This is a genomic window from Paraburkholderia sp. J76 (genome assembly GCF_905220295.1).
Classification (GTDB): Bacteria; Pseudomonadota; Gammaproteobacteria; order Burkholderiales; family Burkholderiaceae; genus Paraburkholderia.
In genome coordinates, this window is sequence record NZ_CAJMZJ010000002.1 from 330,565 (window position 1) to 343,067 (window position 12,503).

Sequence of the window (12,503 nt, forward strand, 5' to 3'; positions counted from 1 at the left end):
CGTATTCACCAGGCGAAGACATATTGGAGGAGCACAATGACTCAGGCTGTATCCGTCAAATCCGGCCGGCTGCCGGAAGGTTTTGAAGAACTCGAACCCTACCTCGACAGTTGGAGCGCACCGACTTCTCATGAGCGGTGGATCAATCGCGCTGCGACGCCGTACCCGGAAATCGTGAAGTTCTATGACGCGATGTTCGCTCGCGCCGAAGAAGCGACCGTCTACCTCGAAAAGCTCCCGCTCGACGACATGCCCGAACCGGCACAGAACCTGTTTCGGCTTCTGCTTTCGATGTGTCATGCCGCGATCGCGGTGGAAATGCATCAAGCGCCAACCATCCGCCATGCGCCGCCGGTTCATGCGCTGAAAATCGCGACTGGCTTTCAGCCGCACGGCTAGGCGCCGACGCTTCGACACCGATCGATTTGCAATCCTACCCATTCGCAGGAGCCGGCATGAACCACCCTTCCGAACTACCCGCCCAACTGACCGAGTCTGCAGGCCTTAACACCGAAGCGATGCCCGTTTCGCTCTATACCAATCCGGCGCAATACGAGATCGAACGCGAGCGGGTCTTCCGCCGCGCGTGGTTGATGGTCGGCCGTGTCGAACGGATTCCAGAGCGCGGCGACTTCTTCGTCAAGGATATCGCAATGCTGAAGACGTCCATCATCGTCGCGCATTCAGAAGACGGGGAAATCCGCGCATTCCACAACGTTTGCGCACACCGTGCGAACGTCGTCGAGCATCGTTCGAGCGGCAACGCAAAGCGCTTCGTGTGCCGCTACCATAGCTGGGGCTATAACAACTCCGGCGAACTTTCGCACGTACCCGACGAACCTGGCTTCTTTCATCTGAACAAGAAGAAGTGCGGGCTGACACCGGTTACAGTAGCGCTCTGGGAAGGCTGGATCTTCATCAACATGGCGCCGGCGCCGGAGGTCAGCCTGAAGGAGTTTCTCGGGCCAATGGCGGACGCGCTCGCTGGCATCGAATATCCGAATCCGGACCACGCGCTCGTGCTACGCGGCGAGTTCAGGGCAAACTGGAAAGCCGTGGCCGAGAACTTCAGCGAGGCCTATCACATCTCATCGATTCACCCGAAAACGCTCGGCCCCATTTACGCCGGGCCGCTCAATCCGTTCAGCAGGCCGATCAGCGCGAATGTTTACGGCGCACATCGATCGATGTCGACATGGCTGAATCCGGCCGCGGCGCCGTTCGCAAGCGCAAAAGTCGCCCAGTGGCTCTTCACGGCCGATCACTCGGTCACCGGCACGCGCAAGGAAGGTCAAACCAATTCGCTCGTCGAGCACAAGGCGATCAACCCGACAAAGAGCGATCGCTGGGCAAGCGACGTCAACTGGTTCTTCCCGAACTGGCATCTGCAGATATCGGCGAACCAGTTCTGGACGCACGAGTTCTGGCCGACGTCGGCAACGTCGACGATCTGGGAAGCGCGCTTTTACTTCAAAAAAGCGGAGACGGTGCGTGAGCGTCTGCAGCACGAGCACTTCACATCGCATATCACCGACACGATGCTTGAGGACCTGGGCAATATCGAAAGCATGCAGCGCGGCATGGAATCGGGCGCCAAGCCATTCATCCACTTCAACGAAAGCGAGATCCTGTGCCGTCATGGGCTCGAGCAGGTCATCAAGTGGTCGGCAGCGACGACCGCCAGAGATGCACTGATCTAAGCGGCGCGGCCGATCCCGTATCCCGCTGAGCAGTCCGGCAGACAGCCCTGCTATTTTTACATCGAGGCGTCCATGACCCACGAATCTCGCGCGGCGCTGCCGCGCTACGAACATCTGTATATCAATGGAGAATGGGTCAAGCCGCTCGACGGCGAACTCATCGAGAGCATCGATCCGGCAACCGGCAGGCCGTGGGCCATCGCGCCGATGGGCGGCCCCGCGGACATCGACCGTGCCGTGGCGGCCGCGCGTGCAGCCTTCAACGGCCCGTGGCGACGCATCCCCGGTCACGACCGAGCAGCGTTGCTGCGCCGCTTCGCCGATCTCTTCAGCGCGGCAATTCCTGAACTCGCGGTGATCGAATCGCGCGACAACGGCAACCTCGTGCGTGAGCACCGCGCCAGCCTCACCGCGCAGGTCCACTGGTATCAATGGTTCGCCTCCCTCGCGGACAAGGCGCAGGGCACGACGATCCCGATCGACGATTGCGTGCATGCGTTCACGTCGCGCGTACCTGTGGGTGTCGTCGGAGCGGTCATCCCGTGGAATGCGCCGCTGCTCGCGACCTGCCTGAAGATTGGCGCCGCACTGGCGGCGGGCTGCACGCTGGTCGTGAAGCCCGCCGAGCAGACGCCGGTATCCGCACTTGAGCTAGCGCGCCTGATTCATGAGGCCGGATTCCCGCCGGGGGTGTTCAATGTGGTACCGGGCTTCGGCCGCACGGCCGGCGCGCATCTCGTGATGCACCCCGACGTCAACAAGATTTCATTTACGGGCTCGACCCAGACGGCGAAGCACATGCTCCGCGATGGTGCCGACAACCTGAAGCGTTTCACGTTCGAGCTCGGCGGCAAAGCACCCCACATCATCTTTGCAGACGCCGATCTCGAGAACGCGATAAACGCCGCGACGGCGTCCGCCTGGCGACTCACGGGACAAAGCTGCGCACTCGGCTCGCGCGTGCTGGTCGAGCGGCCCGTGTACGAGCGCGTGGTCGAGGCGTTTCGCACGCGCGCGCGTTCCGTGCGCGTAGGCCTGCCTTCGGTCGACACGAATCACATGGGCCCACAGGCGCACAAAGAACAACTGAAGAAGACGCTTTCGTATATCGAATTCGGCAAGGAGGACGGCGCCGAACTCGTCACCGGTGGGCATCGTATCGCGACGCCGGAGCTCGCCTCGGGCTACTTCGTCGAGCCGACCGTGTTCGCGGGCGTGAACAACGGCATGCGGATCGCGCGCGATGAGATCTTCGGGCCGGTCGCATCGCTGATTCCGTTCGACGGCGAGGACGAGGCCGTCGCCATTGCGAACGACACGCCGTACGGCCTCACCGCCGGCCTGTGGACGCGCGACGTAGGGCGCGCCCACCGTGTCTCGAACCGCATCGATGCCGGTATGGTTTGGGTCAACACCTACTCGTTCCTGCGCTGGTCCACACCTTATGGCGGATTCAAGTCGAGCGGCTGGGGCCGCGAGAACGGCATCGACGCGCTCGACCCGTACCTCGAGACCCGCACGACCGTCATCAGCACAACCGGGCAATTCCCGAATCTTTACGCGAGCTGAACGCGTTGGACGCGGGCTCTGTCGCAAGGGGCGGCTCGGCATCAAGCCCGAGCGGCTCTTTACCGAGCGGCTCGATCTCCCCCTTGTCGATCGAATACCAGCGCTGGCAGATCAGATCGGCAAACTTCGCGTTCTGCTCGGCAATCAGCATCGCCATGCCGTTCGCACGCAGCCTGTCGATGGCCTTCGCGAGCCTCAGCACGACGACGGGGGCGAGCCCTTCGCTGGGCTCGTCGAGCAACAGCAGGCGCGGCTCGAGCATCAGCGCGCGTGCGATCGCGACCATCTGGCGCTCGCCGCCGGACAGTTTTCCGGCGTAGCGCAGCCGCAGCTTGTGCAACTCCGGGAAGAGATCGAACACGCCTTCAGGCTGGCCCGGTGCGGACGTCTTCACACCGATGGTCAGGTTCTCCATGACCGTGAGCGACCGGAACAGACGGCCGCCACTGGGCACGAGCGCGAGACCCGCCGCCACGCGCCGGCTCGGTGCGAGCGTGGCGATATCCATGCCGTCCAGCACGATCCGCCCGGCGGTCGGCATGACAAGTCCCGCTACCGATGAAATGAAGGTCGTCTTGCCAGCGCCATTACGCCCGATCAATCCGACTACCTCGCCGTGCCTGACCGAAATCGCGCCGTCGCGTATCACTCTCACGTGGCCATATCCCGCATCCAGTCCCGCGACGCACAGGGCTTCGTCAGATCGCTTCTCCAAAATAGGCCTCCTTGACGCGCTCGTCCGCCCGCACCGTGTCCGGTGTGCCGTCTACCAGCACGGTCCCGGCCACCAGCACCATCACGCGGGTCGCAAACGAAAAAACGATATCCATATCGTGCTCGACAAACACCATCGGCATTTTCTCTTCGGCGGCGATCATGTGGATCAGGCTCAGGCAGTCGCGCGACTCGTCGCGCCCCATGCCGGCTGTCGGCTCATCGAGCAGCAGCAGTCGCGGGCGGGTCGACAACGCCACGGCCAGTTCCAGCTTGCGCTGGTCGCCGTACGAAAGCTCGCCGGACAGTACCTCGCGTTTGCCCGCGAGCCCCACCTTTTCGAGCAGAGCGTGTGCTTCGTCCCGCTTCGTGCGCGTTGCCGGCCGCAGCAGGTTCCACGCATGCCCCTGAGCCAGCATCAGCCCAATCTGCACGTTTTCGAGCGCGGTGTAGCCCGGGAACACGCTGCTCACCTGAAACGAGCGTCCGATGCCGTGCTTGGCGCGCAGCCACGGCGGCTGACGCGTAACAGGCGCACCGAACACACGCACCTCGCCGCTATCGGGCAGCTTGCGTCCGGTGAGCAAGTCGAAGAGCGTGCTCTTGCCCGCGCCGTTCGGACCGATGATCGCCACGGCCTCCGCCGCGCCGATGGAGAACGACACATCGTTGACGGCTGTGAAGCCCGCAAACGACTTGACGAGGTTCGACGCCTGCAGCGCCAGTTCGACGTTCTCTTTCATCGTTGCCCCTCGACGCCCCGTTGCGACGAAGAAGTCGTGCCGGGCATGCCGCGTCTTGCGCGCAGCGGCGCGGCCAGCATCGCGGCGAGCTTCGACGCGATACCCTCGGGAAAAGCCAGCGCGCAGAAGATCACGAGCGCGCCCACCACGAGGTCCGCGTTCGACGAGTGGATCTGCACGTAAGCGCGTGGAATCTCGAGTACCAGCGTGCCCACGACCGGCCCGAGAAAGACCGAGCGGCCGCCCAGTGCGATCATCATGAGCAGCATCGCGCTCGTGATCCACGAGAACAGATGGGGATCCACGCTGCCCTCCACTGCCGCCAGAACCGCACCGAACAGCGCGCCGAACGCGCCAGCGATCACAAAGGCGACCAGCTCGAAGCGTTTGGGATTACCCCCGAGCGAAGCAACGCGATCGGCATTCTCGCGCACAGCGCCTAGCATCGCGCCGAACGGCGAAGAAACAATCTTCAGCAGTACGAGGCAAGCCGCAATGCTAACGATGGCCGCGAAGCGAAACTGCGCCGCGCCGCTGCCGAGCCAGTCGGGCAGCGTCACGCCCACGAGACCGTCGTCGCCGCCCGTGAGGTTGTAGCTCGACACGACGAACACGAATGCGACCTGGCCGATGGCGAGCGTCAGCAGGCCGAAGAACAGATGCCGCGCACGCAGCGAAATCAGCGCGCTCAGCAACGACACCGGCACGGACAGGACGATCGCGAGCGCCGCCCCGCTCCAGTATGAAAGGCCATAGCGGATCGTCCCGATCGCCACGACGTAAGCGCCGAGTCCAAAGAAAAGCCCCTGCCCGAGTGACAGCAGCCCCGTGGTACCGACCAGCAGATTCAGGCTCATCGCCGTGCCGGCCAAAATCACGAGGCGCGTGACTTCGGGCATGTACGCTGCCGAAATCACATAAGGGAGTAGACATAGCACGCCGGCCGCGAGCAACGCCACCAGAACGGTTTTTGCGGTGAACTGCTTCATCTCACTCCCTCCCGACAATCGTGCGCAAGCCTGTCGGCCTGAGCATCAGCACGACCACCATCACGGCGAAGATCACGATTTCGCTGCCATGATCGAGCACCATCGTCGAAAGCGCTTCGGCCACACCGATCAGGAGTGCCGCTGCGAGCGTGCCCCAGATCGCCCCGAGGCCGCCGACGACGATCACCGCGAACGCAATGACGACGATCTGCACGTCCATACCGGTATTGATCGCGCCACGCGGCACTGCCACGACACCCGCGATGCCAGCCAGCAAGGCGGCAACGCCCATCACCGCCGTGCGCAGCCGCTTCACGTCGATACCAACCGCTTCGAGCATCTGCGGATCGTCCACCGCCGCGCGTATCAGCCGCCCTGTGCGGCTTTTCGCGAGCAGCAGCCACAGGAACACAGCGACGGCGCCTGTCACGCCCAACACCGCGAGCTGATAGCTGGCGAGGCGCACGCCGCCGAATTCGACGAAGCCCGTTAGCTGCGCAGGCACCGACATCGAGAGCGGCTCGGTGCCGAACACGATGCGAGCGATATTATTCAGCACCAGCATGAGCCCGAACGAGACGAGCAGTTGCCCCCACATTCCCGCGGCATAGACGCGGCGAAACAGCGACAGTTCGAGTGCCGACGCAAACAGCGCGACGACGACCGGCACGGCAACGATCGCCACGACGAAACCGGCTCCTGGACCCAGCAGCCGGATGCAGGTTGCGCCGGCAAACGCGGCGAGCATGAAAAACGAGCCGTGCGCGAGGTTGACGACGCCCATCGCGCCCCACAGCAGCGTGAGCCCCGATGCGACAAGAAAGTAAAGGCCGCCGTTCGCGACGCCAGCCAGGAGCTGCGCTCCCAGTAATTGCCAGTTCATTGACCGTGCTCCTCCAGATCTCCATGTTGCGGCCCGGTTCGGCGTGGTCTTGTTATATGTTCCGGCGCGCCGCTGTTATTCCTCCTGTCACCGCTTATCGATTCATGCGCGACTCCTGCTCAAGGCGCTCGCGATGAGCGGGATGTGCGATGGCAATCATTCTCGGGACACGTTGCGCGAGCGACAGGCCGCGCAGGTCCGCCACGCCGTATTCGGTGACGATCACGCAGGCGTCGCTTCGCGGTACGGTCACGGGTCCCGAAACGCGCGAGACGATGCGGCTGTGCGCACCCGCCTGCGAAGGCAGCGCCACGATAGGCACGCCGCCGGGGCTCGACTGCGCCGCACGCAAAAAATCGCCTACACCGCCAACGGCTCCCACGTAGGTACCCGCCACCATCTCGGCATTCACCTGGCCGGTCAGGTCGACTTCGACTGCCGAGTTGATAGCAACAAAGCGCTCGATCCTGCCGAGCACCGCAGGGTTGTGCGTGTATTCGGTGCCGCGTAGTTCAAGCGCGGCGTTGCGGTGCGCGAACCGGCGTATGCGCTCCGAACCGATGATGACGCCGCCTACCGTGATGCCGGCGTCGATTGTCTTTCTCGCATTCGTGACGACGCCTGCCTCGCACAGCGCAGCAATGCCGTCGCCGATGCTGCCCGTGTGGACGCCAAGATCGCGCCGGTCGCGCAACTGCGCCAGTACGGCGTCCGGAACCGCGCCGATCCCCGTCTGCAGCGTCGCGCCGTCCTCCACGAGCGTCGCGACGTGCCGGCCGATAGCCTGCTCGGTCTGGCCCGGTGCCGAAACGGGTAGATCGGCAAACGACGAGCGGGATGCTACGAGCAGATCGATATCGGCGGCCTGGAGCCAAGGACCGCCATAGGTCCAAGGGACATCCGGATGCACTTCCGCGATGATGGTGCGCGCATGCTTCACGGCTTCGGTGAGATATTCGCGCGCTAACCCGAGGCTGTAGCGGCCGTGTTCGTCGGGCGGCGAAACCTGCAGCATCACAACGTCAATACGCAATGTGCCGCCGCCTATCATCGCCGGCAGTTGCGAGTAATGCGCAGGAAGAATGTCGAGCACGCCGGCGCGGGCGAGCTTGCGATTCGTGCCGCTGCCGCAATATGCGAGAAAGTCGAACGCGTCTGAGTGCTCCGGCTCAAGCACATCGGCAAGACCGATGCCGAGAAAGAGACGGACACGCCGTAGCCGCTCGCGCTGCGCCACCAATGCACGCATGAGCGTCACAGGCTCGGCGTGGGACTGGCCCCACATCACAGTGTCGCCAGGACAGATCAGGCCGGACAGGTCAGGGACGTGGGCCGTCGATTCCGAAGCGCCAGCCTCTATCGAGGATTCCAGAGGCGAGAATTCGTCTTGTTTCATGCGTGCGGGGAATTGGAGGGCGCGGTACAGCGAGTAATTACACAGGAATCCGATTTATTTAGATCGATCCGGAGTAGTGTCGCGACCATTGCATCATCGGTCGACGCGAGCGTCAACGCGGTCTCGACGGTCGTTCCGTACTTCGGCCAGACCGCCGATTCGGCCATCCAGAGATTCCGTCAGCGCGCACGGAGACGTCAAAAGGCTCGGCAAGCCGCTACTTGCTCCGCGTGGGCGAGTAATGCAGATCGTCGAACTGCGACGCGGTCGGAACAGGAACGCCGATTTCGAGCGCGAGTTCCTGATCGCCGAGCACGGGTCACACGGCGAACCGCCGCGAGAATCGCAAGGCAAAGTGCGAACGGATTGACGATCGCGCCGCTCACGCCACGCGCATCGTCAGACGGCGCGGCAACGGCGGGAAAACTCGCCATATACCATCTTCATGTCTGAAGAAGCAAATGGTGATATCGCCGCGCGGTGCACGCGCCTCTACCCGAACACAGCGGCCACGCCCCGCATTGCGCAGCGGGCGAACCCGGAACGGCACCGCGTGGCCAGGCATCAGCCAACGCTCCACGACCTCGCGCAATGACATTCGAACCGTTTCCATCTACGTCTCCCTGCTCTCCACCACCCTGCCAAAACCGCAGGTTCGTTGATGGGTTCATCGTGCGATTTGCCACCTGCCAACGTCAATGCTGTTCGCGCAGCCGTTCCGTACTTCGAAAGGAGCACGGGGCGCTTCCCACTGCCGGTAATTGCACCCCAAGCCCACGCAAGTCAGACGTCCGCATAAGACATTCGCGATGGCGCTGTCTCCTGAATCTGCGCGACAACTACGGCCGCCAGCACCGCAGGCACCGCGAATGCATAGAAGTTCCATTGCGCCCCCAACTTCGCACCGATGATCCAACTGCCGACCATCGGTCCCAGAATCGACCCAATACGTCCCAGGCCCTGTGCGATGCCGATGGCCGAGGCCCTGCACGACGAGGGGAAGTAGGCGGCGATATAACCATAGCTGAGCGTAGTGGACCCAATGGAACCCAGTCCTGCACCGAACACACCGAGCATCAACCATACGTAGGGCGGCTTCTGACTCAGCACGAGCAAGGACAGCCCGCAGACGAGGAAGAACGGAATCAGAACCTTCCTCGATCCGACGCGGTCGGCCAGCCATGCGCCGAACAGGTTGCCCGACACCGCGCCGAATTGCATCACCAGCAGAAACTGCAGCGAAGAGCCCAACGGATAGCCGGCTTTGCGCATCAATAGTGGCAGCCATACATTGAGCCCATAGACGACCAGTTGCACACAGAAGGCCATCAGCGCAAACAACAGCACCGCCGTACGCCATTCCGACGACATCATGAGCCTTAGGCCGCGCACGCGAGGGACGGCCGTATGCGAATGTGGCGCAAGCGATTGTTCCTGCAGAACCTGCTCGAAGTCGACGGCATAGCGGTACGCCAGTGCACGCGCCTCATCAGTGCGGCCGCGATCGACGAGGTAATTGATGGACTCGGGCAAGAGGAAATACATCGCCGGCAGGATCAGAACGTAAAGCGCACCCACGGCGTAGAGAATGCGCCATCCGTGGCTTTCGAGCAGTGCGATGGCGAGCAGCGCGCAGATCACGCCGCCAACTGCGTAGCCCGTAAGCGCAAGCGCGTTGTAGATCTGCCGGCGATTGCGTGGCGCGTACTCGACGCAGAGCGCTACCGACGACGGCACCACGCCGCCCAGCCCTACGCCGGTCGCGAACCGTGCCACGCCAAAGTCGAACGGCATACGCGCGAGCGCGCAGAAGAGCGCACCGGCGGAAAACCACAGCACGCCCAACATAATGAGCCTGCGACGGCCGATGCGGTCCGCAAGCGGGCCGGCGCCGACGAGGCCCACCATCAGCCCCGCCAGCGTCCAGCTACCGATCATGCCAACGCCCCTTGCGTCGAGTCCCCAGCCGGGTTCCGCCAACAGGCGCGGAACGGTCGCACCGTAGACGATCAGATCGTAACCATCGACGGCAATGGTCATGAAGCAAAGTAGCACTACTAATAAACGTCTTCCGGTTTGCACTGACGAATCGCTCACGTTGTCTCCTTGCCTTTGACGGCCGCGCCGGCCATCGGGCTTTAATGGTTGTAGGCCGCCCCACTATAGGGAGACGAAATCGCCCGACCAAGTGACGGATTTCGAACCGGCGCTTTCCAGATTTCGAATTGCGCGTTGAGAAGCACAGTCAAGAAAAGCTGCGCCGCCTGCTAGAGATCCGTCAACCGCGCAATGAACGCACGCGCTGCGGCGCTCGGCGACTCGCCGCGCTTCGTCCCTATACAGAGCCGGCGTAGCGCCCAAGGCTCGTCGAGCGCCACAAGGACCACCTTGTTGAAGTCCTCGGTGGGCAGCATGCTTTCCGGCTGGATCGTCACACCCAGCCCCGCCTTGACGAGACTCCGCGCCACCTCGATCGTGTTCACCCGGAATTTGACGCGCAGTTCGCCGCCGAGCGCGGAAGCGGCGTTGCGCAACTGCGTCATCATCGACGTATGCGGCGCAATGCCGATCAGGTCCTCTTCGAGGAGATCCCGCGTCGTTATGCTCGCGCGCCCAGCCAGCGCGTGGGTACGCGGCACGATCGCAACGAGCCGGTCGGTCCGGAACTCCACGATGTCCAGCGATTCACTGCGGATATCATCGGTGGCGTAAAACATCGCCACATCGGCTTTGCCGGACGCCGCGGCGTGCACGACGTTCGCATTCGCGTCTTCCTGCAACTCGATATCGACGAGGGGAAAATCCCGCGCGAATTCGGCGATCTCACGCGCGAGAAACTGCACGATGATCGTGCTCGTGCTGCTGATGATCACCTGCCCGCGTACGCCCTGGGAGAATTCGGCCATCTCGCGGCGCATGACGTCCAGATTCGCGAACAGGAGACGCACGTGACGCGCGAGTACATCGCCGGCCGGAGTCGGGGTCATGCCGCCCGGGAGACGGTCGAAAAGATCGACGCCCGCAACCTCCTCCAGCTCCTGTAACCGCCGCGTCGCCGCAGACGGCGTAATGTTCTCCCTCAACGCCGCGCGCCGCATCTGCTGCTCTTCAACTACGGTGAGAAACAGTTTGAGCGTAAAGAGATCGACACGGCGCGTCAGATTGTGAACACTTAACTCGGTCATGGTGAGGTTCCATCCTAACCGCCCAGCGCGCAGGTCGGCCGGACTCACCTTCGAGACTAAGCCGGGCTTCGGGCGCCGTCAATTCCTCGTACCGTGGAGCCCGAAGACCCCGGTGAAGCGAGCCATCGTGTCGGCCTGATGCGTCATTGTCAAGCATCGCAACTAGAACCTGTGGAGGATGCCTATCCCACCGCCGACCGTCGTGCCTTCGACCCCTTGCATCGCGCCGTCCACGTCGAGACCGAGCGTGGACCTGCCGTGGTTGTTCGTCACGCCAAATTGTGCGTACAAGGAGGTGCGCTTCGATATCGAATACTGTGTGCCCAACGCGAAAAGCAGCCCGTGCGTGCTCGAGTCGTGCGGGTCTCGCAGGTACCAGACGCCCGAATTGACGTTAAGCGTCGGCGTAACGAAATAATTGAAGCCGAGATTCCAGACGTCGTGATCGCCTCCACCCACGAGACCATTGAGCGTAGTCTCCGGCGCCTTGTAGTTAGTGTACGAGCCCTTCACCGTAAAGGACGAGATGGTGTAGCCCAGACCAAAGCTCTTCGCGATCAGCGGTACCTCGAACAGCGAGTTGCCCAAGGTCGCATCGTTGCCCGCGCTGGCGTCGTAGACTGCCGCGTTAACCAGCAGCCCCGCGCCCTCGTACTTTAAGCTCGCGGAATACTGGCGCCCGGCGTTGAAATCACCCGGCACCCCGCCGAGTGCATACATGAGGCTCGCGGTAAACCCTACGATCTTCGGCGAGGTATAGCTGATCGCGTTCGAAACGAACGTCCCCGTGAAGGTGTTGTTGGCATAGACAGAGATGTTGCTCCCGAATTGCGCCATACTGCGCGGATCGGAATCATAGAGCGCGAGAATGAACGGCGAGAACTGCAGACCGGCCTTCAATTCGCCAACATTGCTTGCGAGGGAGACCCATGCCTGACGGCCGAACAGGCCGCCGTTGGTGTTGTCGAAGCCACCGTTGGCGAGACTGATGCCGCTTTCCAGCTTGAACTTCGCCCTCACGCCGCCTCCCAAATCCTCCTGCCCGCTCAAGCCGAACACGGAAGGCTCCAACCCGCTGCTGATCATCTCGAACTGCTTGCCGCCATTTTTCCCCGTGGCCGGATCGAACGACTTGTTCGTATAAATCAGGCCTGCGTCTAGCACGCCATACAGCGTCACGTTTGACTGCGCCCACACAGTGACCGGCAGCGACGATACAGCCACCAGCACGGCAATTCGCTTGACCGCGAACCTGAATACGCCGTACGAACCCATGTCTACCTCCTTGATATAGATATCGTTTTGTTCTTTTCGTTGACGCCAT

Annotated in this window: 12 protein-coding genes; 3 read left to right on the forward strand and 9 right to left on the reverse strand. The window is 62.7% G+C overall.

Annotated features, from left to right (window positions below; translation table 11 throughout):
* Nucleotides 1-36: 36 nt before the first annotated feature.
* The 3 genes from U5768_RS05020 to U5768_RS05030 all read left to right on the forward strand — a co-directional run bounded on the left by U5768_RS05020 (nt 37) and on the right by U5768_RS05030 (nt 3,269).
* Complete coding sequence (locus U5768_RS05020) at nt 37-399, forward strand: hypothetical protein (protein ID WP_322029272.1); 363 nt, start codon at nt 37-39, stop codon at nt 397-399.
* Between the two features lie 56 nt (nt 400-455).
* Entirely contained in the window at nt 456-1,700 is a 1,245-nt protein-coding gene (locus tag U5768_RS05025) for an aromatic ring-hydroxylating dioxygenase subunit alpha (protein WP_322029273.1), read from the forward strand.
* A gap of 72 nt (nt 1,701-1,772) precedes the next feature.
* Nucleotides 1,773-3,269 carry an aldehyde dehydrogenase gene (locus tag U5768_RS05030; protein WP_322029274.1) on the forward strand — a complete coding sequence of 499 codons (1,497 nt, stop codon included), beginning with the start codon at nt 1,773-1,775 and terminating at the stop codon, nt 3,267-3,269.
* On the opposite strand, the gene U5768_RS05035 is transcribed toward U5768_RS05030, so the two are convergent.
* The 9 genes from U5768_RS05035 to U5768_RS05075 form a co-directional block, all read right to left on the reverse strand.
* The gene (locus U5768_RS05035) at nt 3,229-3,924 is read right to left on the reverse strand and encodes an ATP-binding cassette domain-containing protein (RefSeq protein ID WP_322029583.1); all 696 of its coding nucleotides are present in this window, start codon (nt 3,922-3,924) and stop codon (nt 3,229-3,231) included. The two genes, U5768_RS05030 and U5768_RS05035, sit on opposite strands and share 41 nt — an antisense overlap.
* A gap of 43 nt (nt 3,925-3,967) precedes the next feature.
* Nucleotides 3,968-4,726, reverse strand: coding sequence for an ABC transporter ATP-binding protein (locus tag U5768_RS05040; protein WP_322029275.1), 759 nt, complete (start codon nt 4,724-4,726; stop codon nt 3,968-3,970).
* Nucleotides 4,723-5,715: a branched-chain amino acid ABC transporter permease gene (locus U5768_RS05045; protein WP_322029276.1), complete on the reverse strand. Its 993-nt coding sequence runs from the start codon at nt 5,713-5,715 to the stop codon at nt 4,723-4,725. Before U5768_RS05045 ends, U5768_RS05040 begins: the two co-directional genes overlap by 4 nt.
* A gap of 1 nt (nt 5,716) precedes the next feature.
* Nucleotides 5,717-6,598, reverse strand: coding sequence for a branched-chain amino acid ABC transporter permease (locus U5768_RS05050; RefSeq protein WP_322029277.1), 882 nt, complete (start codon nt 6,596-6,598; stop codon nt 5,717-5,719).
* Between the two features lie 94 nt (nt 6,599-6,692).
* Nucleotides 6,693-7,883 (reverse strand): acetyl-CoA hydrolase/transferase family protein, encoded by a 1,191-nt coding sequence (locus tag U5768_RS05055; protein WP_322029278.1) that lies wholly within the window; start codon nt 7,881-7,883, stop codon nt 6,693-6,695.
* 493 nt (nt 7,884-8,376) lie between these two features.
* On the reverse strand, nt 8,377-8,607 hold the full coding sequence (locus tag U5768_RS05060; protein WP_322029279.1) for a hypothetical protein: 231 nt from the start codon (nt 8,605-8,607) through the stop codon (nt 8,377-8,379).
* Nucleotides 8,608-8,777: 170 nt separating this feature from the next.
* Nucleotides 8,778-10,034, reverse strand: a complete 1,257-nt coding sequence (locus tag U5768_RS05065; RefSeq protein WP_322029280.1) for an aromatic acid/H+ symport family MFS transporter — start codon at nt 10,032-10,034, stop codon at nt 8,778-8,780.
* A gap of 227 nt (nt 10,035-10,261) precedes the next feature.
* Complete coding sequence (locus U5768_RS05070) at nt 10,262-11,179, reverse strand: LysR family transcriptional regulator (protein ID WP_322029281.1); 918 nt, start codon at nt 11,177-11,179, stop codon at nt 10,262-10,264.
* A 162-nt stretch (nt 11,180-11,341) separates the two neighbouring features.
* Nucleotides 11,342-12,454, reverse strand: coding sequence for a porin (locus U5768_RS05075; protein WP_322029282.1), 1,113 nt, complete (start codon nt 12,452-12,454; stop codon nt 11,342-11,344).
* Nucleotides 12,455-12,503 lie beyond the last annotated feature (49 nt).